Consider the following 23,520-nt stretch of genomic DNA (forward strand, 5'->3'; position numbering starts at 1 on the left):
GTGTTCTGATTCGCGCGTATGAATTCATCAATTCTAAGCGTCGTAGGCGCCTTCATCGCAGGCTCGAACTTCGCGATGCCCCATTGCGACGACACAATTTTTACAGTCACGAGGCGGTGCGCCGACGACGGTTACGATCTTCATACCATCGCTTCCTTCAGCGCATTGACAACCGCAAGTTGGTCGCTCGCTCTGAGATCCGGCCCCATCGGCAGGCTCATCACTTCCTGCGCCACCAGATCCCCCACCGGCAGGCGCGCCGTGGAATCCGAGACGGCAGGCTGCTTGTTGAGCGGAATCGGGTAGTGCACCGCCGTGGGAATACCCGTTTCCCTCAGAACCTTCTGGACCTGATCGCGCCCCGGCACGCGCACCGTATACTGCGCCCAGGCGCTGACATTGTGCGACTCGACCACCGGCACGCCCTGCAGATCGATGCCGCCCAGAAGCGCGGCGTAGCGCGCGGCGACCTCCTGGCGCTGCGCCATCTCTTCTTCGAAGACGGCCAACTTGGGCAACAGTATGGCGGCCTGCAGGGTGTCGAGCCGGCTGTTCACGCCGACACGCACATGGTGGTAGCGGCGGTCCTGGCCGTGACGCGCGATCTGGCGGATGACCTTGGCCAGTTCGTCGTCACTCGTGAAGATGGCGCCGCCGTCGCCGTAGCAACCCAGAGGCTTGCTCGGAAAGAAGCTGGCGCAGGCTATGGTGCTGAGGTTGCAGCTCTTGCGGCCCTTGTAGCTGGCGCCGAAGCTCTGCGCGGCATCCTCAATCACAGGAATGCCATGGCGCGCCGCGATGGCGTTGATGGCGTCGAAGTCAGCGCACTGGCCGTAGAGGCTGACCGGGATGATGGCCTTGGTACGCGACGTGATAGCAGCTTCGAGCAAGGCCGGATCGAGGTTGTAGGTGCGCGCATCGATGTCCACATAGACCGGCTTGGCACGCAGCAGCGCCACCGTCTCCGCCGTGGCGATGTAGGTGAAGCCAGGGGTGATGACTTCGTCACCCGGCCCCACGCCCAGGGCCATCAGCGCGATCTGCAGTGCATCCGTGCCATTGGCTACAGTGATGCAGTACTTGGCACCCGTATAGCCCACCAGCTTTTCCTCGAGCTCGGCGACTTCGGGACCAAGAATGTACTGGCCATGGTCCAGCACGCGCTGGATGGCAGCGTCGATCTGGGGCTTGAGCCGCCGGTACTGGCTTTTGAGGTCGATGAATTCCATGAGATCCCTGGTCAGTGTTCAGCCCACGAGGCGGCAGCGGCCGTCGCGCAGTTCGTATCGCTTACCTGTCTGCTCGCAGACGGCCTCGGCGCTGCCGCTTAGCGGTAGGTTCAAGCGCTCGCCGTGCTGGCTCATCCAGCCAATCTGGCGCGCGGGCACGCCCACCATCAACGCGTAGTCCGGCACGTCGTGGTTCACCACAGCGCCGGCACCGACAAAGGCGTACTCGCCGACGGTCACACCGCAGACGATGGTGGAATTGGCCCCCAGCGTCGCGCCGCGCCGGATCAGGGTACGCCGGTACTCGTCCTTGCGGATCACGGCGCTGCGCGGGTTGTAGACATTGGTGAACACCATGCTGGGGCCGCAGAACACGTCATCTTCCAGCGTGACCGCGTCGTAGACGCTGACGTTGTTCTGGACCTTGACGTTGTTGCCGATGACCACGTCATTGCCGACGAAGACGTTTTGACCGAAGGAGCAGCGTTCTCCAATGCGCGCGCCGGAACAAATGTGTACGAAATGCCAGATGCGGCTTCCCTCGCCGATCTGCGCCCCCTCGTCAACGATGGCTGTGGGGTGAATAGTCACACTCATCAATACTCCAGGGGCAAGGAAACCGTTTTCCCGTCGCGAGAGGCCAAGTAGGCAGCAATCAGCAACTCCAGAGACTTTAAGCCCTCGCGGCCATCAGTCTCGGGCTCAGCTTCCCCGCGCATGACATCGACAACGTTCTTGTAATAAAGAGGATGACCAAAACCATAGACTGAAGTGGTTTCGTAATTCGCCTCCTGAATTTGGCGGTCGTAGTCTTTAGGCTCGTCGAATTGCCAAAGCTGGATGTCATTGACCGCAACACCACCAATGCGCACAGTGCCTTTTTCGCCAAGGATCGTAATACTGCCCTCAAGATTCTGAGGATAAGTGAGCATAGTGACGCTCATGGAACCCAGCGCCCCATTGCGCCACTTGACGTTCAGCACCCCCGTGTCTTCCACCTCAATGTCACGGGTCGTGCTCATCATGGCCTGCACCTTATCGACAGGACCAATCAGCCAGTCAAGCAGATCAACATAGTGGCTGGCTTGGTTCATAAAGGCTCCGCCGTCGAACTCCCAGGTCCCGCGCCAGCCATTGCCTTGGTCGTAGTACGACTGAGGGCGAGTCCAAAAGACGTTGAGGTGGACCATGTGGATCTTGCCGAAACGTTTTTCGGTAACCGCTCGCTTGAGCAGTTGTAGGGTCGTGTTACGACGGTTTTGTTTAACCACAAACAACCGAACTCCAGCATCATCACAGGCCTTGACCATGCGCACACCATCGTTCCAGCGGGTGGCCATGGGCTTTTCAGTGATGACATGGACATTGTGTTTAGCCGCCAGCACGGTCTGGTCAGGATGAATGCCACTGGGTGTGCAGAGAGCAACCAGATCGATCTGCTCACTTTGAAGCATTTCTGCCATATCGCGATAGGCCGGGATTTTGTATTTTTCAGCATGCTCGGCCAGCACAGACGGATTGGTATCGCAAATGGCAACAAGCTCTAGTTCGCTGCTGTGTTGTTCAATCGAGCCAAAGTGATTTCGGGAAATACGGCCACAACCCACGACCGCAATCTTGATTTTTCTACCGGTGATGGCTGGGTAGTGATGCATACAGATTTTCCTTGAATGAGCTGCGTTAGAAGCGGAAGACAGTAAAGCCCGCCTTCAATGCGTCATGGCGGTTGTAGAGCGCTTTCACGTCAGCCAAAACGGGTTTTTCAGAGCCGCACAGATTCTTAAGTTGCACAGGGGACATGGCACGGAATTCGTTATGCCCAACTGCAACGATCAAAGAGTCCACTTTATTTGATTCATCGATGGTGCCCAGGCAAATTCCATACTCATGCTTGACCTCTTCTGCGTTGGCCCAGGGGTCTGTGACGACGACATTGGCTCCCCACCCCTGCAACTCTTTGACAAGATCAGCAACCTTGCTATTGCGAATATCGGGACAGTTTTCTTTAAAGGTTATGCCCATCACACCAACTGTGCTTCGCGCAACGTCAATGCCGTTTTTCAGCATAAGTCGGATGACATTACGCGCGGCATAACGTGCCATGTTGTCATTGATACGGCGACCAGCCAATATCACTTGCGGGTGATAGCCGACCTCTTCCGCCTTGTGCGTGAGGTAATAGGGATCGACGCCAATGCAATGGCCGCCCACCATGCCTGGACGGAACGGCAGAAAATTCCACTTGCTGCCCGCAGCTTCGAGCACCTCAATAGTATCGATACCCAACCGATCGAAAATCACGGAAAGCTCGTTCACGAAAGCGATATTAAGGTCGCGTTGGCTGTTTTCAATGACCTTAGCAGCCTCTGCGACTTTCAGGCTGGAGGCCTTCCAAGTCCCAGCCTTGATAATGCTTTTATAGAGATTGTCTACGGCGTCGGCCACCTCATCAGTACTGCCACTGGTAATTTTTTTAATCGTGGTAAGCGTATTGACTTTGTCACCTGGGTTGATGCGTTCTGGGCTGTAGCCACAGTAAAAGTCTTTATTGAATTTGAGGCCCGATTCCTTCTCAAGGATTGGCACACAAACTTCCTCAGTGCAACCAGGGTACACTGTCGATTCATAGATCACGATCGCACCTGCCTTCATTACTCTGCCAACTGTCTCGCTGGCTTTAATGATCGGCGTCAGATCTGGACGATTGGCTGTATCGATAGGCGTGGGGACCGTTACGATAAAAATGCCGCACTCTTCGAGCTTGCTGCGATCGCTGCTGTACTCTAGAAAGTTCGCCGCATCCAAATCGCCTGAAGTGACTTCAAGGGTACTGTCTTTTCCGGAACGCAGCTCTTCAATGCGCGCTTCGTTGATGTCGAAACCAAGTACCGGACGCACCTTGCCGAACTCTACAGCTAGAGGTAGTCCCACATAACCTAGGCCTATTAGAGCTATTTTTTGCTTGCTAGTGTCCATTTGAGTTCTCTGCACATTCGATAATCGTAAGCTAGTCCGAAATGATTGCCGCCTATCAAAGCTCGGCCCTCAACGCCTCGATCTCGGCTTGAAGCGTTTCATACTCGGCTACTTTGCGCCTCAAAAACTCCGCCGTGAGCTTGGATTTCTCAGCCCCCCCGGCCGGCGTGAGCAAATAGGCATAACGCAACTTGTTCTTGCTCTGACTGAAGTTCTGCATTTTCACCAAGCCCTTTTCCACCAGGGCCTGGAAGCAGAAATTGATCGTGCCAAGCCCCACCCCCAGATCCTTGACCAGTGCACGCTGACTGACCTGGGGCGTCTGGTGCAGACGGCGCAGCACTTCGAACTGGATTTCCTCTTGGAAACCAGCCAATTTCTGTAGTGGGGATACGAGGCTCAAGGCGATTCAGGCACGCTACCGCCATGCCGTTTCACGATCAGCAAGCGCGGTCAGCGGGTTATAGCAGGGAGTCCGGAGCAATAAAGTGCTGCAAAAGGTTCTGCCGCACGTTCGACGGACGAACAGAATTGTGCCACACCGTCATGACTTTGAGAAAGGTTTTTTGCCAAACAGGCAATAACGAGGCAGATTTATCAACTCGTCTTGCGCAAACTGGCCGGCGCGACACGCGCGGCCACGGGCTTGCTCAGTATCTCGATCAGCACCATGACCCGACGCTCGCCGTCGGCCATTTGGTAGATGCCCTCGATGCCGGCAAACGGTGCTTCTGTGAGGCGTACGCGCTCACCAGTCTTGAACAGCCGCTCCGGCTCGATCTGCACCGATGCTTCCTGTGTTCGCAACAGTTCGATCAGGCCATCATCCACTCGCGCCGGTTCGATCCCGAAGCTGACCAGACGGCTGACGCCCTTGGTCGAACGGATTGGTGCCCAACTCTTGGCCGAATCCCCCTGACCCAAGCGGATGAACAGGTATCGCGGAAACAGCGGCTCGTCCGCGACCGTTAGCAGTCCTTGGCGGAGCTTCTCAGATGGGATGGTCGGGAGGTAGCACTGATAACCCTGCCGGTGGAGGTTTTCCAGGGCGCACTTTTCCTGTCTGGGCTTGGTATGAACGAGATACCAGTGCATCGCCACCTCCGAAGGTTATCTTTATTGTCGGCATTTTACCCTTCGGGTTTGCAGCGCGGCAATGACTTTTCCATCGGTCATTACATCTTTGGCTCCTATTCAGTGGCGGCGTTGTCGCCCGGCTGCGTGGTTTCGTTGTCATTTTCGGAATCGGTAGACGTGTTTTCTTCAGGCGGTTGGTCGTTGCTGTCCGGGTCCCCCTCGAATTCGCCATCGGCCTCCATTTGCTGCTGTACCGCTTCCTCCATGCTGACGGTGTTCACCACCAGTTCGAAATGCTCGAGGATTTCGGGCTCATGGCGGGTGATGTAGCTTTTAACGGCATCGTTGCCGAGCAGCTTGGTCAAGTAACCCTTGGCCACCACCAGGTTGAGCAGGTCTGAACCGTAGTTTTCTTCAGCATCCTTGTACTGGGTCTGGACCTGGCTCATTTCCTTTTCGAGTTTGACGATCTGCTCGATGGGCGCCAGTTGCTTGTCACGCTCGGTGGGTTTGAAGTCTGTACGCTGCTCTGGCGGCGTGGCCTTGAGCAAAGCATCGGCATGGGCCACGGTGATGGTGTTGCTCGCAACCATTAGCTCCACCGCCTCCACCTGCCTGGCGGCTTTCATGTTGCGCAGTACCCGCGTCACATCCGGGGTGAACTGCTTGTCCTGCAGCCGGGCGATGGCGTCCGGGCAAATGCCTTCGAGCAAGTTGATGCGCCGGTTGATGGAACTCAGGTTCACGCCAAAGGCCCGGGCCAGGCGTTCCTTGCTGACGCCACGATCAATGGCGCGGCGGATCATGTAATGCTCCTGGATGGTGGAAAGCCGGTTGATGCGGTGGTTGTAGGTGTAGGTCTCGTCATCCTTGGCCAGCAGGCAGGGGGCTTCGTGGACGCCGAGATCCTTCAGGGCCAGCACCCTGAGATGGCCATCGAGCAGAATGAATTCCGACTTGGCCGGGTCGTGCTGGATCACCGACAGGGGTTCGATCAGGCCGATTTCATGGATGGACGAGACGACTTGCTTGTATTTGCGGGTGCTCATCACCCCATCCGGGATGCGTTTACTGGGCATCAGCGTGTCGAGTGGGATTTGGTAGGTCTCCAGATCGAAACCGAGCAAGGTGTTGAGCGGGGCCTTGGGCAAATCGGGGCCGTCATCAGTCTCAGATTGTTGGATGCCGGGGTACATCGGTGTGATGTTGGGTTGTGCCCGTTGTGTGTTGGCGGCGGGATTCATGCGATGGCTCCATTCAGGTTGTCGATGCGCTCTGCCAGGTACTTGGGCAGGGTGTCCAGGCCTTCGGCACGCAGCAGGTTGACGAAATGTTCGTCGGCGAACAGTTTCTTCAAGCCCTGGACCACCAGCAGCAGACGCTGGTGGGCGTGCTCGGCCTTGAGGACCATCTTGCGTTGCCGCTCGACTTCGCGCTGGTAGGTGCGCACCAGGCTATAGCTGGAGGTGGGTGGTTTGATCTGGCCGGGGTTAGGGGAACCGGGTCCATGTTCCTGCCGCTTCTCCACCAGGCGCTTGGTCTCGATGATCTGACGCCGGTTGAGCTGGCCGTTCTCATAGGCCTCCTGGAGCATTCCGCCCAGGCCCTCGTCATCGTCCTTGGCGCGGGCGATTTCCAAAGCCGTGGTAAGTGGTATGGCGCCGCGTTGCACACCCTCGATCAGGCGCTCTTCGCCCTGATCGAGCAGGAAGACGATGTCCTTGACGTACTTGGGCGAGAGGCCAGTTTTGTGGATGATCGTGTCGGCGTCGTAGCCTCGTTTGCGGAGGATTTCGATGTCGGCCAGGATTTCCAGTGGCCGGTGGCCACGCCGGGCGATGTTCTCCGCCAGGCTCATGATGAAGGCGTCTTCGTCGCTGACATCGACGACCAGGGCGGGGATGTGGGTTTCGCCCAAGATGCGGAAGGCGTTGAGTCGCCCCTCTCCGCAGACCAGCAGGTATTTGGGCTGGCCATCATCGCCCGGGCGTTCGGTGACGGTGATGGGTTTCTTCAACCCAATCGATTTGATGTTCTCGACGATCTCCTCGAAGATTTTCATGTTGCGTTCGCGGGAGTTGAGGATTTCAACCCGCGCGATCGGGATCAGGGTAACGGTCTCAGGGGTTCCGGTCAGCATGGGAGCCTCCAGTGGGTTTGAGGATCAGGGAGGTGAGATTTCATGGCAGGGTTCCTTTCTGGGTGGGTGGTAATTGGTATTTCGTGAGGCGGAAGGGTCAGATCCGTCGTTGCAGGCGCTCGCGCTCGGACATGCCGTAGAAGAAGTTCAGGTCGTCAAAGCGGAAGCATTCGATCTCGGCGCTGTTTCTGGCGGTGACCTGCAATTCCTGGTTCGGTAGGTCAAGACGTGGCAGCAGGTAGTAATCCAGTTCGGAGGAATTGCCGGGATCAAGCCGTACCGCCACCGTGATGTCCGGGTGGTAGCGGCTGGGGTCAAAGCGGATGCGCCAGCGCTGCAGGCCACTGGGCAGTTGCTGGCAACGCGCCAGTACCAAGCTGATGACCAGTTCCTGATTTAGGTGCAGCAGGTCGGTTTGTGGATCGCGCCAGATATCGCCGCCCAGCTCAGCAATGGTGTGCTGGGTGCGCTCGACGATTTCCGGGTGCAGTTGGCGCAAACGGCGGTTGATCTCGAGGAATTCAAGATCACGCCCCGGGCGGAAACCGACCAATTCATAGGCCTTGCTCAAACTGCCGAAGCGCTGGATGTAAGTGGCAGCACTCGGCAGTGCGGGCGCCTCGTTGATGATCAGGCCCGAGAGCGTGCCGCGTTCCTGGTAGAGCAAGCGTAGGTGTTCGAGCAGTTCTTCATCGGAAAACCGGCGGCTGCGCTCGGTCAGGATTTCTTGCGCGGCCATGAAGGTGTCGAGGGGCACGATGCCTTCGAACGCACCTTGTTTGCGGATCCACATCTGCGGCGGGTTGTCGACGTGCTTTTTCTTGAGCTTGAAGGAGTGGCGGTTGTAGACGTTGTTGCCGATGTACTTCTCGTTGGTCAGCACCTGACGCACCGTGCTGTAGGTCCAGGGGCAATCACGATCGGTGTAGATGGAGATGTCGTTGAGGCGCTGGGCGATTTCCGAGAGCGGTAGATCGTCATCGACCAGCCAGCGGTAAATCTGGTGGACGGTGGTCACTTCCTGCTCTGGACCCGGCACCAGGATCACCCGGTCGGTTTGCAGGCTTTTGTGCTCGCCGGGTTTCAAGGTGGCTTTGATGGCGCCAGTCTGGTCGATCAGTACCCGGCGCAGGCCGAAGCCGGCCGGACCACCCTGCCGGAAGCCGAGTTCGATCAGGCGGCACTGGCCAGCAAACACCTTGGCGGAGAGTTCGCGACTGTACTCGCCAGCCATGGCGCGCTTGACGCCTTTGACTATTGTTGAAACGGGAGAGCCGTCGTTTTCAAACTGCTCCGCGACGTAGGCGACGCTGATGCCCTTGCGCTTGCAGATGTACTCGTAATAAGCCGACTCGTCCGCATCCTGAAACCGGCCCCAACGGCTGACGTCGTAGACCAGAATCAGCTTGAAATCGGTGTTGTCGGATTCGACATCGGCGATCAGTTTTTGCAGTGAGGCGCGGCCACCGATGGACAGGCCGCTTTTGCCATCGTCAGCATAGGTGCGCACGATCTCAATGCCGCGCTTGTCGGCGTACTCTCGGATCTTGTCGGCCTGATTGAGCGTCGAGTACTGCTGGTGTTCGGTGGACATGCGCACGTATTGCGCGGCGCGGAAGGTTTGGTTTTCATTCAAGGTCATGATCTCTCGGAGCTCTTTTGTTTCGGACATGTTTGCTTCGAAGGCAAAGAGCTATCAAGTCCATTTCGACCGGGTTGTGGACATAAAGCGACCAATCTCATGCCCGATCAGCCCGCCTTGCGCAGACTGGCCGCGTTGATCTTCATGGGCACCGGTTTGCTGAGCAGATCCAGCAGCACCATGGCCCGGCCTTCGGCGTCATTCATTTGGTAGATCGCTTGCAGACCGGCGAATGCGCCATCGGCAATGACCACGCTGTCGCCTGATGCAAAAAGCGATTTGGGTTGTTCGCTCTGCCAAGCCTCTCGCTCCCGCAACATGGCAATCAATGTCTCGTCGACCCTGGCCGCTTTGCTGCCGAAGCAAACCAATTCGCTCACCCCGATCGTGGAGCGTATCGGGCTCCAGCTCTGCCCTTGACCTGTGGTGTCCAACCGCACAAAGAGGTAGCGTGCAAACATGGGCTCTTGCACGATGGCCTGTTTGCGCCGGACGATTTTTTCTGCCGCGAACATCGGCAAATAGGATTCATAGCCTTGACGAGTCAGGTTGGTCAGCGCCACCGCCTCCTGACGCGGTTTGCTGCGAACCAAGAACCAATCCATGGTCCGACTGGCCGCGGACACCGGCGGCGACGGCGGCTCAGCCGCAAGCACCAACGTGGGTTTGGCGTCTGGTGTTGGTGGCTCTGGTTGGGGCGATGGTTTGGGCGGCTGCGCCGACGTTTTTTCGGTTGCTTCCTGCGCAGGTGGCAACGGCGCACGCAGAAGCTGCGCCATGGCGCGAATCAATGGCAGAGGCCGCTCTGTGGCCAGCGTCTTCTCCACCAGCAGCTGCATTTCGCTGCGCTCATAGGATTGGATGTCTTCGAGCTGGTAGCCAATTTGCAGACCAGTCTGCGAGATGGATAGGCGCTCATCGGCATCACGCAATTTGTACAGGGCCTGCACCGGCAGACCCATGCGGTCAGCGGCTTGTTGACTGCTCAGAATTCTGGGCGTTTTGGCTGGGTCTATGGTTTGCATGCCAGCATGAACGCTCTGTTTCAAACAGAAGCCAAGTCAATTCTGCGCTGAAACGACAAAAGACCCCGTCCTCATCGCGCCCATGGGACATGGGAACGAGAAGACGGGGTCTAAAGTATCAATAACAGGTTTATGGTGCGGGTGCGCTGTCAGCCGCTGACTGCCTGGCATGCCATTGCTGCAGCTCCAAAACCATCAGGGTGGTCTCTGCAGCGTCGTGGGCTAATTGCTCACAGGAGATGCCGGTTGCAAGGCCTGCGGAATCAGGTACAGCGTCGGTGGGGGCTGCCGCAACTCCTGTGGCAATGGAGGAAACGGCGGGCGGCTCTGTTGCAAAAATCGTGAAGCTTGAGCATGCTTGGCGGAGATTGGACGGACGGAACGATGACGGATTTCAAGTGGCGCCATTTCCAGGGTGATGTGATCCTGTGGGCGGTGCGCTGGTATTGTCGCTATCCGATCAGCTATCGCGACCTTGAGGAAATGCTGGCGGAACGCGGCATTTCGGTCGACCATACGACGATCTATCGCTGGGTCCAGTGCTACGCCCCGGAGATGGAGAAGCGGCTGCGCTGGTTCTGGCGGCGTGGCTTTGATCCGAGCTGGCGCCTGGATGAAACCTACGTCAAGGTGCGGGGCAAGTGGACCTACCTGTACCGGGCAGTCGACAAGCGGGGCGACACGATCGATTTCTACCTGTCGCCGACCCGCAGCGCCAAGGCAGCGAAGCGGTTCCTGGGCAAGGCCCTGCGAGGCCTGAAGCACTGGGAAAAGCCTGCCACGCTCAATACCGACAAAGCGCCGAGCTATGGTGCAGCGATCACCGAATTGAAGCGCGAAGGAAAGCTGGACCGGGAGACGGCCCACCGGCAGGTGAAGTATCTCAATAACGTGATCGAGGCCGATCACGGAAAGCTCAAGATACTGATCAAGCCGGTGCGCGGTTTCAAATCGATCCCCACGGCCTATGCCACGATCAAGGGATTCGAAGTCATGCGAGCCCTGCGCAAAGGACAGGCTCGCCCCTGGTGCCTGCAGCCCGGCATCAGGGGCGAGGTGCGCCTTGTGGAGAGAGCTTTTGGCATTGGGCCCTCGGCGCTGACGGAGGCCATGGGCATGCTCAACCACCATTTCGCAGCAGCCGCCTGATCGGCGCAGAGCGACAGCCTACCTCTGACTGCCGCCAATCTTTGCAACAGAGCCTCCGTCGCCATGCTCACCTCGCTTTGGTGCACACGAGTATTGAGCATAGTCGAGATTGGTGCAGATCACTTCTGATATTGAACTGTCAGGAGCTGGCTGCACAACAGCCATTACGCCCAATCAACTGGTGCAGTCGTCTTCTGAAAATGACAGTTGCTGGGTGGCTTCTCCTGACATCAGGATAGGGTATGCCTCAGTCTGACAGTGATGAGTCGCAGGCGTTCGGATCGGCATCGGTTTCGCTCCCGGTCTTGGCGCGCGCCTGGAAGCGCTGATAGCACTCCAGCCCGCAGAAGTGCTCGACGTATTCCGCGCCTTCCGGGGTGAAGGCGGCATCGAGCGGGATTTCCTTGCAGCACACGCAGCAACTGGTGGCAGTCGGATCATTTGCATTCATGGTGGCACCCCTCCATTGACTGACGAAGACGGCGAATGCCGCCGCCGGCATCGGCTTGGCGAACAGGAAGCCTTGTCCTGTGTCGCAGTCCGCTTGTCGCAACAAATCAAGACTCGCCGATGTTTCCACGCCTTCGGCCACTACTTCCATGCCAAGCCCATGCGCAAGCTGAATCACGGTGCGCACGATGGTCTGGTCGCGGTGGTCGTTGGCGAGTCCGGCGACAAACGATTGGTCGATCTTGAGCGTGCTGATGGGGCAGCATTTCAGGTGTTGCAGGCAGGAATAGCCGGTGCCGAAGTCGTCGGCGGCGAAGCGCACACCGATCTGTCGCAAAGCTTCCAGGGCGGGGAAGATCGCCGGATCACCGAACGCAACCGATTCGGTCAGCTCAATTTCAAGATACGCGGCGGGCAACCCGGCATCGGCCAGCACGCCCTTTACCCACTTGTCGAAATCTGGCCCCACTTGGCTCGCCGCAACATTGACGGCCAGCCGGAACGGTTGCCATGCCAGCACCCGCCAGTCGCGCATTTGACGGCAGGCTGCGCCCAGCACCCATGCGCCGATTTCCGGCATCAGGCCGGACGATTCGATCACGGGCAGGAACTGGCCCGGCGGCAACAGTCCGAGCGTCGGATGACGCCAGCGCAACAGGGCTTCCGCGCCGACAATCTGCTCACTGCGCAAATCGACAATCGGCTGGTAGTGCAGCTCAAGCTGCCCGCGCTCGACCGCCTGCGCCAGTTGCGCCACTGTCCATTCAATTGGCTGGGAAGCGCTCATGATCGACCTCTGAAGGCCCGCAGCAGCCGCGTCACAGACAGGACAAACAAGCCGGTCAGCGTGAGGGCTGCAATACCCCAGTGCTCGCCGATGAACGCGCCGGCCGTCGTGCCGGCCAGCACAATGGCGAGAATCGGCAAATGACAGGGACAGGTGAGCACCGCCAGCGCACCCCACAGGTAGCCGGTGAACGGCTTGTGTGTCTCGGTCGGCAAGCGCTCGGGGCTGTTCATGGCAGACTCTCCGCTTGCTGGGCCGGCGCGGTCGGCATCGCGGCCAACTGCACTTCCAGATCGGCCAACGCTTCGCGTCGGCGTTCGACGAACTGACTCAGCACGGCAAGCTGTGCGGCTGTTTCATCGCAGTCCGCCGCATCCAGCGCCCGGCACAACCGCGCCAATGCGTCCAGGCCGATGCCCGCCTCAAAAGCGGCCCGCACAAAGCACAGCCGCTGCAAGGCGGCGTCATCGAACAAGCCGTAGCCGCCCGTGGTGCAGGCGACTGGCCGCAGCAATCCGCGCAGCAGGTAGTCGCGCACGATATGCACGCTCACCCCGGCCTCAAGGGCCAGTCGGGACACTGTGTAGGCGTTCATCGAACACCTCCTTTTCCTTATCCGGCGCAGCAGGACAGTTGCTTCACGTCCTTGCTGAAGGTCTGCGCCGCGAGCTTCAAGCCCTCGACCATCGTTAGGTAGGGGAACAACTGGTCGGCTAGTTCCTGCACCGTCATGCGGTTGCGAATGGCGAGAACAGCCGTCTGGATCAGTTCGCCCGCTTCCGGGGCCACCACCTGTACGCCAATCAGCCGTCCGCTGCCTTCCTCGATGACCAGCTTGATGAAGCCGCGGGTATCGAAGTTGGCGAGCGCACGCGGCACGTTGTCGAGCGTCAGCGTGCGGCTGTCGGTTTCGATGCCATCGTGGTGCGCTTCCGCCTCGCTGTAGCCCACGGTCGCCACTTGCGGGTCGGTGAACACCACGGCCGGCATCGCGGTCAGATTGATGGCGGCGTCGCCGCCGGTCATGTTAATGGCCGCACGAGTGCCGGCCGCTGCCGCCACATAGACGAACTGCGGCTGGTCGGTGCAGTCGCCGGCCGCGTAGATGTTCGGGCTACTGGTGCGCATGCCCTTGTCGATGACGATGGCCCCCTGCGCATTGACGGCTACCCCCGCCGCTTCCAATGCCAGGCTGCGCGTGTTCGGTGTCCGGCCGGTGGCGACCAGCAGCTTGTCGGCGCGCACTTCGCCCTGTCCAGTGGTCAGCACGAATTCGCCGTCCACATGGGCGACTTGGCTGGCTTGCGTATGTTCCAGTACCTTGATTCCTTCGGCACGGAAGGCGGCTGTGACGGCCTCGCCGATGGCAGGGTCTTCGCGGAAGAACAGCGTGCTGCGCGCAAGGATCGTGACCTGGCTACCCAGCCGGGCGAAGGCTTGCGCCAGTTCCAGCGCCACCACCGACGAGCCGATGACGGCCAGGCGTTCGGGAATGGTGTCGCTGACCAAGGCCTCGGTCGAAGTCCAGTAGGGTGACTCTTTCAGGCCCGGAATCGGCGGCATGGCCGGACTGGCACCCGTGGCGACCAGGCAGCGGTCGAACATCACGACGCGCTCACCACCCTCGTTCAAACTAACGATAAGGCTCTGGTCGTCCTTGAAACGCGCTTCACCGTGCAGAACGGTGATGGCTGAATTGCCGTCCAGGATGCCTTCGTACTTGGCATGACGGAGTTCTTCGACACGGGCCTGCTGCTGGGCCAGCAGCCGCTCGCGCAAGATCGTCGGCGGTGTGGGTGGCATGCCGCCGTCGAATGGGCTTTCCCGGCGCAGATGGGCGATGTGGGCGGCGCGGATCATGATCTTGGACGGCACACAACCGACGTTGACGCAGGTGCCGCCGATGGTGCCGCGCTCAATCAGCGTGACCTGCGCGCCTTGCTCGACGGCCTTCAGTGCTGCCGCCATCGCGGCTCCACCGCTGCCGATCACGGCGACTTGCAACGGGCGCTCGCCGCCGCTGCCCTTGTCGGCGGCACCCATCCAGCCGCGCACCTTGTCGAACAGCCCAGTGCGGTTGTCGGTCGGCGGGGCATCGGCGAGCATCGCTTTGTAGCCCAGGCCAGCCACGGCGGCGGTCAGTGCGTCCGGCGCTGTGCCTGGATCAAGGGCGAGCTGGGCCGCGCCCTTGGCATAGGACACTATGGCAGATTGGACGCCGGGTACTTTTTCCAGCGCTTCCTTGACGTGCGCCGCGCACGAGTCGCAGGTCATGCCGGTGATTTTTAGATGGGTCATGCGACAGATCCTTTTTCGTTTGTGGTAGCAGACAAGGGCGTCAGATGTGCTGCGCTGCCGTTTTCAGTGCCTCACTTCTTGACGCTGGACGGATAGCCTGCGTCTTCGGTGGCCTTGGTCAGCTTCTGCACGCTGGTCTTGGCATCATCGAAGGTGACAACCGCTTCGCGTGTCTCGAAGGTCACGTTAACTTTGCTGACGCCTTCGACCTTGGAAATCGCCTTCTTGACGGTGATCGGACAAGCGGAGCAGGTCATGCCCGGTACGGACAGCGTGACGGTCTGGGTGGCGGCCCACACGGGGGCAACAACGGCAGCGATGGCGAGAGAGGCAAACAGTTTTTTCATGATGAACTCCTGTGATTAATAGAAAAATGGCATGACGTAGGGAAATCCGAGCGCGACCAGAACCAGCGCGGCCACGACCCAGAAAATGAGCTTGTAAGTAGCGCGCACTTGGGGAATCGCACACACATCCCCTGGTTTGCAGGCTTGCGCCGGTCGGTAGATGCGCCGCCAGGCGAAAAACAGCGCCACCAACGCCGCGCCGATGAAGATCGGGCGATAAGGTTCCAACACCGTCAAGTTGCCGATCCAAGCGCCGCTGAACCCCAGGGCGATCAGAACCAGCGGCCCCAGGCAGCAAGCCGAGGCGAGGATGGCGGCTAGCCCGCCAGTGAAGAGCGCCCCGCGCCCGTTTTGAGGTTCAGACATACGCTTGTCCTTTCAAATCTGGATTGGATAGCTTAAGCTTACTTCCGTACCAATGTACGGAGTCAAGCGATATGGAAAAAAATTTGGAGAATCTGACTATTGGCGTTTTCGCCAAGGCGGCCGGGGTCAACGTGGAAACATCCGGTTCTATCAGCGCAAGGGCTTGTTGCCGGAGCCGGACAAGCCCTATGGCAGCATCCGCCGCTATGGCGAGGCGGATGTGACGCGGGTGCGCTTCGTGAAATCAGCCCAGCGGCTCGGATTCAGCCTCGACGAGATCGCAGAGCTGCTGAGGCTGGATGACGGCACCCACTGCGAGGAAGCCAGCAGCCTGGCCGAGCACAAGCTTCAGGACGTGCGCGAAAAAATGACCGACCTGGCGCGCATGGAAACCGTGCTATCCGAACTTGTGTTCGCCTGCCATGCGCGGCAAGGGAACGTTTCTTGCCCGCTGATTGCTTCGCTGCAAGGGGAGAAAGAGCCGCGTGGTGCCGACGCGGTGTAGCCGAGGGTAGTTACGCCTTAGCGTGCTTTATTTTCCGTTTTCTGAGACGACCCCATGTTCAAGAACATTCTGGTGGTGGTTGATGACAAGCCCGCTTCCTTGCTGGCAATAAGCCAGGGAGTGGAGATCGCAAGGGTCAACGACGGGCAGATTCTGTTTTTCCACTGGCTTCCTGATTTCAACGGAATGCCTATAGGCATGAACGAAGCGACGATATCGAATTCTCTTGAGTACGAACGGGAGGTCCGCACCGAGGCCCACACAGTTCTACAAAAAGCCTCGTCCATGGCTAAAGCGGCTGGCGTGCGGAGTTCTCGCGTCTTGGGCACTGGCCGCGCCACCAACGAAGCGCAGTGCGTAGCTGATGTCGCTGACAGGCGGCACTGTGAGCTGATCGTCGTTGCAACAGAGAGACGCAATGCACTGATTCGACTTATAGGTGGCAGCATTGTTCCGGGTTTGATATCGAAGGCAAAGATGCCTGTGATGGTCTGCCAGTACGAGCACAAAAGCGGAAAACGTTCAAATCGGCTAGCCACCCGAATGCTTTGAGCGACCAATTGCCATCGTTGCCTAGGCGATCTCGGGATGCGCCTTGTTTTTAGCTGATCTGATGTCCGCTGTCGGACCGTTATTACAGAAGCGCCAATGACCGTTTTGGGTCGAGAACAGACTGCAGAGGGCAAAGTTCCCAGTGTTTCAGGTCCAAGGTGCCGTACCTAGGGACAAAGTGGAAATAGTTTGCGTAGACGATTGGCAGAGTGCTTTTCGTTACGAACAAGCAGCCGGAAACCCGCGTCACTGCTGGCTCGGGCGCGGAGGCGTCCTTCGCAGAAACAGAGAATGGGCGGGAACAGAGAACGGAAAACGGCCCGAATCGGTGTCACCCGTGGCAGCGGCGTCCGTCGCACCCTTGCCAGAAACCGCGCCATCACTGGGGCGCAGCAAGAAAAGAAAAGGGGAACAGAGTTAGTCTGTTCCCCGGATATGGTGGACCGAAGGAGGATCGAACTCCCGACCTCTGCATTGCGAACGCAGCGCTCTCCCAGCTGAGCTATCGGCCCGTCAAGCTGCAATCTTGCCTCAAGACCCGGCTTTTGTGTATTGCCCTGATGGCTCCATGGCTGGTGAGTGGCGCCAGGTCAGTCTGGAATTTCGGGCTCCACCAGCTGGGCCAGCAGCTGGAGCGAGTCTTGCCAGCCCAGGTAGCACCCGTCCGTGGGAATCATGGCGGGAATGCCCTGCTGCACCGCTGTCAGTTCCGTGCCTACCGACACCGCCCTCAATATGATCGTGGTGCGCATTTCGCCCGGCAGGTCGGGGTCGTCAAAACGGTCGGTGTTGACGATGCGCTCGTTGGGCGCCAGTTCCAGGTATTCGCCGCCAAAGGCGTGCACACGTCCCGTGGTCAGGTTGGTGAACTGCATGCGGTAGGTGCCGCCCACGCGGGCGTCCATGTGCAGCACGCGGCCGGTAAAGCCGTGCGGGGGCAGCCACTTGGCCATGGCGTCCGGGTCCAGGAAGGCGCGGTACACGCGCTCAGGCGGTGCGCGCAGCACGCGGTGCAGGGTCACGGTGCCAGTGGTCATGGCGGGCTCCTTTCCAAAGAATGAAGCGCGATCATGCGCCCGCCCCGCGCCCGGTGTCCAGCGGCGTTTCAGTTCTTTACCAGTTGTACGCCGTAGGTGGTGGCACCCTGTGCCCAGGCCAGCAGCCGGTCGATGTTGGGGTGCTTGCCCGGGTGGGCGCGGGCATCGGCCAGGTGCTCGGCGTACCACTCCAGGCCCTCGGCTGCGGCAGCGGGGGTGATGGTTCCACCATGTTTGGCAGCCAGTGCGTGGTACACGGCCAGCGAACCGGCCTGGCCGGGTTTGTTTTCAATGGTGGCCAGCACCTGGCCGCTGGCGTCCAGCAGTTGCAGCGCAGCCAGGTGGCTGACGGAGGGGAGTTGTTTGAGTCGGTCTGCAAAGTTCATGGGCGCGATCATGACACGGGCTTTGCCGCTTCGGACACCCACTGCGCCCAATGGTCAATACACGCCTTCAACTTGGGCAAACGGTGGCGTTCCGGCAGCATCACCGCGTAAATGGGTATGCGGCTGTTGTCGAACCAATCTTCCAGCAAGGGCACCAGTTCGCCGTTTTGCAGGTGGCGGCGGGTGAGCAGGTCGTTCAACCGGGCAATGCCCACGCCCTGCAGTGCCAAGGCCAGTGTGAGTGCGGAGTTGTCGCTGCGGGTGTGGCCCTTGGCCAGGTACACGCTGCCTTCAGCCTGCCCCAGTTTGGCCGCCACGCCAGCCGCCCAGGGCCAGCGGTTGAGGGCAGGGCTGGCGCTGCTGCTGATCAGGCGGTGCTGGGTCAACTCGTCAGGGTGCTTGGGGGTGCCAAAGCGTTGCAGGTAGGCGGGGGCCGCACACAAGCGCCGGCCGTGTTCGGCAATTCGCCGCGCGATCAGGTTGTCGCCCACGGGCCAGCCGGTGCGTATGGCTATGTCTATGCCGTCGCGGGCCATGTCGTGCATGCGGTCGTCGGCCAGTATGTCCACGTGCAGCTCGGGGTAGGCCTCGTACAGGGAGGGCAGGCTGGGCGCAATCATCGTTTCGGCCAGCACCGGGCTCACTGTCAGCCGCACCCAGCCGCTGGGCCCGCCGCGCTTGATGCGCATGGCTGCGGCCAGCTCGTCGCGCGTGTCCACCAGCCTGCGGGCGTGCGCTGCGAAGGTGTCGCCTTCGTCCGTCAGGCTCAGGCCGTGCGTGGTGCGGTGCATCAGCCGCACGCCGCAGCGCGCCTCCAGCCGCGCAATGGCTCGCGACACCTGGCTCACCGGCACGTTGCGTTCCCGCGCCGCTGCCGACAGCGACCCCAGTTCCGACACCCGCAGAAAAAGTGCCGCATCTTCCAGGTCCAGGTTCACATCAACCCCTTTGTTTTGCAAATATTGCAATACAGATTGTCGTTCAAAGCGGTTTCGGTGTGTTGGTGTTGCTTCTAGAGTTCAAGCACCAAACACACCCCAGGAGCAGACCATGCGCACATTCCCCGCCACAACAGCCCCCGACCCGCACGACTACGCTGCCGCCCGGCGCCGGGCCGAATGGGAACGCAGCGAAGCTATTGACGACTTTTGGCGCGGCGCCGATGCCGCATGGGCGCGGGTGCAGTTGACGGCTGCCCAGCGCGCGGCGCGCAGCCGCCAACGCCTGCTGGCGCGTTTGGCACGGCGGGTGGCGGTTGTGCCAGCCCCTTGTGAAGCGAATGCAGTCTAAATACGCTTCAACTATGAGGCGTATTTGGCCATAATACGCCTCATGTACCTTTGGCAGTCACCCCTTTGGCCAGATCTGATCCACGACGCCGCTGCGATAGCGCCGGACGTGGCCCGTGCGCGCATGGCGCAGGGCCAGTTGCTTGGGGTGGCGGGTGGCCTGCAGTTGCTCGACTTGGGCGAACTGCAACTGTCTGGCTGGGTGCAAGAGGCCATGGCCACGGCCCAAATCGAAGGCGAAACCCTGCCCCTGCATTCTGTGCGTGCCTCGGCCGCCCGGCGTTTGGGCCTGCCGGACGCTGCACCCACGCAGCGCGACCCGCGTACCGAAGCCACGCTCGACATCCTCCAGGCTGCGGCCACGCAGTGGCAACAACCGCTGACTACCGAGCAAGTCCTGGCCTGGCATGCGGCGCTGTTTCCTACCGGCCACAGCGGCTTTACCCGTATTGCTGCGGGGCAGTACCGCACCCACGCCGAACCCATGCAGATCGTCACGCCCCGCTTGGGCAAGCCCGATGTGGTGCATTACGAGGCGCCTCCGTCCAGCGAAGTGCCTGCTCACATGCAAGCCCTGTTGCAGTGGTTCAACGCCAGCAGCGGGCAGATGGATGGGCTGGTGCGCGCTGCCTTGCTCCACCTGCGCTTCGAGGCCATTCACCCGTTTGAAGATGGCAACGGGCGCGTGGGCCGCGCATTGGCTGAACTGGCGCTGGCGCAAGACATGCAAACCCCGCAGCGTCTGTTCAGCCTCAGTGCCCAGCTCTGGGCCGACCGCAAAGGCTATTACGAACAGTTGCAAGCCGCTACCGGGCAAGCCCATGTGGACGTCACCCCCTGGGTTCGCTGGTTTGTGGGGTGCGTCGAACGCGCCTGTCTGGCGGCGCTGGCGCAAATACAAACCGCGATCGACAAATCCCGCCTGTGGGGGCGCATCAACAGCAGCCATCCCGAACTCAGCGCATCCCAGCGCAAGGCCCTCAACAAAATCATCGACAGCGGCCCACAAGGCTTCAGCCGAGGCATCAGCACTGAAAAGTACGTGAACCTCACTGGCGTCTCACGCGCCACGGCTTGGCGCGAACTCACCCAGTTGGCCGAATGGGGGCTGCTGGTCAAAACGGGGCAGGGGCGCGCCACCCGGTACGTGTGGGAGTGGTAGCCGCCTCAAGCCGCCGCAGGCAGCACCCGCCGCAAGGCACGTATCTTTTGCCAGAGCAGCGCCTTGGGCATATCCATGTCCATGGCCTGCATGCAACGCTCCAGCCAGCCTGGGCGGTTCTGCATCCTGTCAATGGCTTTGGCCAGGTCGCGCTCCACGGCAGAACCATAGGCTGCTTCCGCCTTGGTCAGCGCCGCGCGCAAGGCAGGCAGGCGCAGGTTCATCATCGCCAGGTCGATCACGTCACGGCTGAACACACCATCGTCTGCCTGCCGGTCGGAGTTGGCCAGCAGCTTCGATGCTGCCAGGTCGAGCGGTGTAAGGGTGTTCACCCCGCACAACACATCCTGTGGCCCGGGTGCTTCCAACTCTATGCGGGCTTCCCGCACGATCTCAAACTTGATTGCCTGGCCGTCCATCTGCACCTGGGTGCGTATGCCGTACTGGTCGGCGCGTACTTCACGCAGGGCCACCAGCGGCATCGCGCCCTGGCGGGCAATGGCGTTGATGCCATTGGTGCCCGTGAGCCGCTGGCGCAGTTCCCGGTAGCCCGCCGCGTCAGAGACCAGAAAGTCCATGTCGACCGACTCTCGGTATTCGCCATAGCGCAGCGCAATGCACGTACCCCCGCCAAACAGGCAGCCGTGTTCGCGCAGCAAGGGGCCGTCCAGCGACGCCAGCACGTGCGCAATGCGTTGATGGTGAGGGCGCTCAAACATGGTGCTTGGTAAATGCCGTGCGCAGTGCCGCCAGCAGTGCCTGTTCGTGGGCGGGCATGGCATCTACCTCCAGGTGGCGCGCGTTGCGTTCGTAAATGTCCAGCGCCTCGGCGGGTGTGAGCGTGTCCGTGCCGTGCACCTGCCATGCCAGTGCCTTCAACTGGGGGTAGTCGTTCAGGCGGATGTGCAGCGGAATCCATTCCCCGGCAGGCGGGTTGTGTGCTGCCGCGTCGGCTGCTTTGGCCGGAAGCGCGGTCAGCTTCAAACCCAGGGCGGCCAGCACGTTGGTCCAAGCCCCCACCGCCACCGACGCCTCGCCCTTTTCAATGCGGTGCAGCGTGACCCGCGAGACACCAGCCGCCTCGGCGGTGGCGGTGCTGCTCACGCGCAAGGCCTTGCGCTCCGCCCGAATGAGTGCTCCCAGGGCTTGCAGCTGCTGGGCGGCTAGTTCGGTGGTTGGCGGTGTGGTGGCAGGCATTTGTTTCTCATACTATTCAAAATTGGTAATTTGTCAACTATGAGAAACAAAATATTGGAGGGGTAACCAGCTTTCAGCGTTCATACCCGTAATGGGTTTGATGGTACCCATTCCGGGTTGTATTGAGCCCCACCCCCAAAATGATGCAAAATCTGCTAAACCAACAATACCAAGCAGAGGGATGGCCACACTGATACCCGCACTGGGCAGTTGCGTGTCGCGCATGACGGGCGGCGAGCGCCGCGTGGCCGAGCGGCTGGAGCAAAAGCTCGACGACGACTACCTGCTCTGGTACGACGTGCCCATTGGCCCGCGCAGCGCCCACCCGGACTTTGTGATCATCCACCCCCGGCGCGGCATTCTGGTGCTGGAGGTGAAGGACTTTCGCCTGAGCACACTCATCCAGGCTGACCGGCAAACCTGGGTCATCCACGGCGACGCTGGCCCCAAAACCATACCCAACCCGCTGGAACAGGCCCGGCAATACGCCCACCAGGTGGTGCACGCGCTGGAGCGCGACCCGCAACTGGTGCAACCCGGCGGCCCCCATCAGGGCAAGCTGGCCTTTCCGTGGAGCTACGGCGTGGTGCTGCCCAACATCACCCGTGCCCAGTTCGACAAGGCCGAACTGCACCACGCCATCGAGCCGCAGCGCGTCATCTGCCAAGACGAAATGCTGGAGCAGGTGGACCCCGAAGACCTGCAGACCCACCTGTGGAACATGTTCCCCTACGCCATGCGCGGCGTCATGTCGCTGCCGCAGCTGGACCGCGTGCGCTGGATCATGTTCCCCCAGGTGCGCGTGCCCACGCAAGACAGCCTGTTCAACGACGCCGACCAAAATTTCGATGAAAGCGCCGAACTGCCCAGCATCATGCGGGTGATGGACATCCAGCAAGAGCAACTGGCCCGCAGTTTGGGCGAGGGGCACCGCGTCATCCACGGTGTGGCGGGTTCGGGCAAGACCATGCTGCTGGGCTACCGCGCCGAACACCTAGCCAAGGCACAAACGGCAGCGAGCAAACCCATCCTCATCCTCTGCTACAACGAACCGCTGGCCAAGCAACTGGCCCGCGCCATGGCCGCCAAGGGCATTGCCGACCGCGTGCACGCAGTGCACTTCCACAAATGGTGCTACGCCCAGTTGAAGGCCTACGGGCAAGAAATGCCCGCCAACAACCAGCCCGTTGCCGACAAGATGGCCGACATGGTGCAAAGGGTGATACGCGGTGTGGAGCGGCGCCAGATACCCAGCGGCCAATACCAGGCCGTGCTGATAGACGAAGGGCACGACTTTGCGCCCGAATGGCTGAAGCTGGTGGTGCAAATGGTGGACCCCGCCACCAACAGCCTGCTGGTGCTGTACGACGACGCGCAAAGCATCTACGAACGCAGCCGCACCCGGCAGTTCAGCTTCAAGAGCGTAGGCATACAGGCGCAGGGGCGCACCACCATCCTCAAAATCAACTACCGCAACACCCGGCAGATACTGCAAACCGCCAGCCTGGTGGCGGCTGATTTGCTGACCGCCGAAGACAAAGACGACGACGGCGTGCCCCTGCTCAAACCCGTGAGCTGCGGGCGCGATGGGGAAGATCCGCTCATCATCCGCCTGCCCACCTTGCGCGAAGAAGCTGCGGAGGTGGCCCAACTGCTGAGCGCCGCCCACCAGGAAGGGCACGCCTGGGGCGACATGGCCATCATCTGCCGCCACTGGAGCGAGATGGACATTTGCGCAGCCGCGCTACGCCAGCGCCGGTTGCCGCACCAAGTGCGCAAAGGCACAGGGCAGTTTGACCCCGCCGCCGACTCCATCAAGGTGATGACCATGCACGTTAGGGAAGGTCTGCATAACCCCCGCCGGTGACCAGAGGATGTGAGACAGTATCGGCATGAAACAGATGAG

The 23,520-nt window shown here is 60.4% G+C and carries 26 protein-coding genes, 1 tRNA gene and 1 pseudogene; 6 read left to right on the top strand and 22 right to left on the bottom strand.

The annotated features are described in order from the left end of the window. Window positions 1-140: 140 nt before the first annotated feature. From ACYVHH_RS12445 to rfaH (ACYVHH_RS12490), 10 genes are all read right to left on the bottom strand, one after another. On the bottom strand, window positions 141-1,229 hold the full coding sequence (locus ACYVHH_RS12445; RefSeq protein ID WP_460565496.1) for a DegT/DnrJ/EryC1/StrS family aminotransferase: 1,089 nt from the start codon (window positions 1,227-1,229) through the stop codon (window positions 141-143). 18 nt (window positions 1,230-1,247) lie between these two features. Continuing rightward, the gene (locus tag ACYVHH_RS12450; RefSeq protein WP_460565497.1) at window positions 1,248-1,826 is read right to left on the bottom strand and encodes an acyltransferase; all 579 of its coding nucleotides are present in this window, start codon (window positions 1,824-1,826) and stop codon (window positions 1,248-1,250) included. Continuing rightward, entirely contained in the window at window positions 1,826-2,884 is a 1,059-nt protein-coding gene (locus ACYVHH_RS12455) for a Gfo/Idh/MocA family protein (RefSeq protein WP_460565498.1), read from the bottom strand. Before ACYVHH_RS12455 ends, ACYVHH_RS12450 begins: the two co-directional genes overlap by 1 nt. Window positions 2,885-2,909: 25 nt before the next feature. Beyond that, window positions 2,910-4,205 (bottom strand): Vi polysaccharide biosynthesis UDP-N-acetylglucosamine C-6 dehydrogenase TviB, encoded by a 1,296-nt coding sequence (gene tviB, locus ACYVHH_RS12460; protein WP_460565499.1) that lies wholly within the window; start codon window positions 4,203-4,205, stop codon window positions 2,910-2,912. Window positions 4,206-4,260: 55 nt separating this feature from the next. After that, window positions 4,261-4,608 carry a MarR family EPS-associated transcriptional regulator gene (locus tag ACYVHH_RS12465; protein ID WP_460565500.1) on the bottom strand — a complete coding sequence of 116 codons (348 nt, stop codon included), beginning with the start codon at window positions 4,606-4,608 and terminating at the stop codon, window positions 4,261-4,263. Between the two features lie 194 nt (window positions 4,609-4,802). Continuing rightward, window positions 4,803-5,300, bottom strand: a complete 498-nt coding sequence (gene rfaH / locus ACYVHH_RS12470) for a transcription/translation regulatory transformer protein RfaH (protein WP_460565501.1) — start codon at window positions 5,298-5,300, stop codon at window positions 4,803-4,805. A gap of 95 nt (window positions 5,301-5,395) precedes the next feature. Beyond that, the gene (locus ACYVHH_RS12475) at window positions 5,396-6,526 is read right to left on the bottom strand and encodes a plasmid partitioning protein RepB C-terminal domain-containing protein (protein WP_460565502.1); all 1,131 of its coding nucleotides are present in this window, start codon (window positions 6,524-6,526) and stop codon (window positions 5,396-5,398) included. After that, window positions 6,523-7,422, bottom strand: a complete 900-nt coding sequence (locus ACYVHH_RS12480) for a plasmid partitioning protein RepB C-terminal domain-containing protein (protein ID WP_460565503.1) — start codon at window positions 7,420-7,422, stop codon at window positions 6,523-6,525. Before ACYVHH_RS12480 ends, ACYVHH_RS12475 begins: the two co-directional genes overlap by 4 nt. Window positions 7,423-7,519: 97 nt before the next feature. After that, a complete protein-coding gene (locus ACYVHH_RS12485) occupies window positions 7,520-9,094 on the bottom strand; it encodes a recombinase family protein (protein ID WP_460565504.1) in 1,575 nt (524 codons plus the stop codon). A gap of 77 nt (window positions 9,095-9,171) precedes the next feature. Then, the gene (gene rfaH, locus ACYVHH_RS12490) at window positions 9,172-10,089 is read right to left on the bottom strand and encodes a transcription/translation regulatory transformer protein RfaH (RefSeq protein ID WP_460565506.1); all 918 of its coding nucleotides are present in this window, start codon (window positions 10,087-10,089) and stop codon (window positions 9,172-9,174) included. Between the two features lie 384 nt (window positions 10,090-10,473). On the opposite strand from rfaH (ACYVHH_RS12490), the gene ACYVHH_RS12495 reads away from it, so the two are divergent. After that, window positions 10,474-11,238, top strand: a complete 765-nt coding sequence (locus ACYVHH_RS12495) for an IS6-like element IS6100 family transposase (protein WP_001389365.1) — start codon at window positions 10,474-10,476, stop codon at window positions 11,236-11,238. 247 nt (window positions 11,239-11,485) lie between these two features. On the opposite strand, the gene ACYVHH_RS12500 is transcribed toward ACYVHH_RS12495, so the two are convergent. From ACYVHH_RS12500 to ACYVHH_RS12525, 6 genes are all read right to left on the bottom strand, one after another. Continuing rightward, window positions 11,486-12,475 carry a DUF3330 domain-containing protein gene (locus ACYVHH_RS12500; RefSeq protein ID WP_010792470.1) on the bottom strand — a complete coding sequence of 330 codons (990 nt, stop codon included), beginning with the start codon at window positions 12,473-12,475 and terminating at the stop codon, window positions 11,486-11,488. Beyond that, window positions 12,472-12,708, bottom strand: coding sequence for a broad-spectrum mercury transporter MerE (gene merE, locus ACYVHH_RS12505; protein WP_003090697.1), 237 nt, complete (start codon window positions 12,706-12,708; stop codon window positions 12,472-12,474). The genes ACYVHH_RS12500 and merE overlap by 4 nt, the downstream gene beginning before the upstream one ends. Then, window positions 12,705-13,070, bottom strand: coding sequence for a mercury resistance co-regulator MerD (merD, locus tag ACYVHH_RS12510; RefSeq protein WP_003090698.1), 366 nt, complete (start codon window positions 13,068-13,070; stop codon window positions 12,705-12,707). The genes merE and merD overlap by 4 nt, the downstream gene beginning before the upstream one ends. Before the next feature lie 17 nt (window positions 13,071-13,087). Continuing rightward, window positions 13,088-14,773, bottom strand: a complete 1,686-nt coding sequence (merA, locus tag ACYVHH_RS12515; protein WP_003090700.1) for a mercury(II) reductase — start codon at window positions 14,771-14,773, stop codon at window positions 13,088-13,090. A gap of 71 nt (window positions 14,774-14,844) precedes the next feature. Continuing rightward, the gene (gene merP / locus ACYVHH_RS12520; RefSeq protein ID WP_000732290.1) at window positions 14,845-15,120 is read right to left on the bottom strand and encodes a mercury resistance system periplasmic binding protein MerP; all 276 of its coding nucleotides are present in this window, start codon (window positions 15,118-15,120) and stop codon (window positions 14,845-14,847) included. A 15-nt stretch (window positions 15,121-15,135) separates the two neighbouring features. Continuing rightward, complete coding sequence (locus ACYVHH_RS12525) at window positions 15,136-15,486, bottom strand: mercuric transport protein MerT (protein WP_001294666.1); 351 nt, start codon at window positions 15,484-15,486, stop codon at window positions 15,136-15,138. Window positions 15,487-15,557: 71 nt separating this feature from the next. Between ACYVHH_RS12525 and merR the strand changes: the two are divergent. Beyond that, window positions 15,558-15,991: pseudogene (gene merR, locus ACYVHH_RS12530) on the top strand (Hg(II)-responsive transcriptional regulator). Between the two features lie 54 nt (window positions 15,992-16,045). After that, complete coding sequence (locus ACYVHH_RS12535) at window positions 16,046-16,543, top strand: universal stress protein (RefSeq protein ID WP_460565507.1); 498 nt, start codon at window positions 16,046-16,048, stop codon at window positions 16,541-16,543. 436 nt (window positions 16,544-16,979) lie between these two features. Here the strand turns inward: ACYVHH_RS12535 and ACYVHH_RS12540 are convergent. From ACYVHH_RS12540 to ACYVHH_RS12555, 4 genes are all read right to left on the bottom strand, one after another. Continuing rightward, window positions 16,980-17,055: transfer RNA gene (locus ACYVHH_RS12540), tRNA-Ala, on the bottom strand. A 78-nt stretch (window positions 17,056-17,133) separates the two neighbouring features. Then, on the bottom strand, window positions 17,134-17,580 hold the full coding sequence (locus ACYVHH_RS12545) for an SRPBCC family protein (protein ID WP_460565508.1): 447 nt from the start codon (window positions 17,578-17,580) through the stop codon (window positions 17,134-17,136). Between the two features lie 68 nt (window positions 17,581-17,648). Next, entirely contained in the window at window positions 17,649-17,966 is a 318-nt protein-coding gene (locus ACYVHH_RS12550; protein ID WP_460565509.1) for a DUF2322 family protein, read from the bottom strand. An 8-nt stretch (window positions 17,967-17,974) separates the two neighbouring features. Continuing rightward, a complete protein-coding gene (locus ACYVHH_RS12555; RefSeq protein ID WP_460565510.1) occupies window positions 17,975-18,904 on the bottom strand; it encodes a LysR family transcriptional regulator in 930 nt (309 codons plus the stop codon). Between the two features lie 112 nt (window positions 18,905-19,016). Here ACYVHH_RS12555 and ACYVHH_RS12560 point away from each other — a divergent pair, with 112 nt between their 5' ends. Next, window positions 19,017-19,256 carry a hypothetical protein gene (locus ACYVHH_RS12560; RefSeq protein WP_460565511.1) on the top strand — a complete coding sequence of 80 codons (240 nt, stop codon included), beginning with the start codon at window positions 19,017-19,019 and terminating at the stop codon, window positions 19,254-19,256. Between the two features lie 42 nt (window positions 19,257-19,298). After that, window positions 19,299-20,417: a Fic family protein gene (locus ACYVHH_RS12565; RefSeq protein WP_460565512.1), complete on the top strand. Its 1,119-nt coding sequence runs from the start codon at window positions 19,299-19,301 to the stop codon at window positions 20,415-20,417. 5 nt (window positions 20,418-20,422) lie between these two features. Here the strand turns inward: ACYVHH_RS12565 and ACYVHH_RS12570 are convergent, their stop codons facing one another. Together ACYVHH_RS12570 and ACYVHH_RS12575 are read right to left on the bottom strand one after the other, a co-directional pair. Further along, window positions 20,423-21,136: a nucleotidyl transferase AbiEii/AbiGii toxin family protein gene (locus ACYVHH_RS12570; RefSeq protein ID WP_460565513.1), complete on the bottom strand. Its 714-nt coding sequence runs from the start codon at window positions 21,134-21,136 to the stop codon at window positions 20,423-20,425. Further along, the gene (locus tag ACYVHH_RS12575; protein ID WP_460565514.1) at window positions 21,129-21,614 is read right to left on the bottom strand and encodes a helix-turn-helix domain-containing protein; all 486 of its coding nucleotides are present in this window, start codon (window positions 21,612-21,614) and stop codon (window positions 21,129-21,131) included. The genes ACYVHH_RS12570 and ACYVHH_RS12575 overlap by 8 nt, the downstream gene beginning before the upstream one ends. Window positions 21,615-21,795: 181 nt before the next feature. Here ACYVHH_RS12575 and ACYVHH_RS12580 point away from each other — a divergent pair, with 181 nt between their 5' ends. Further along, a complete protein-coding gene (locus ACYVHH_RS12580; RefSeq protein WP_460565515.1) occupies window positions 21,796-23,481 on the top strand; it encodes a DEAD/DEAH box helicase in 1,686 nt (561 codons plus the stop codon). The last annotated feature ends 39 nt before the right edge of the window (window positions 23,482-23,520 follow it).

This window comes from Hydrogenophaga aquatica (assembly GCF_054780915.1).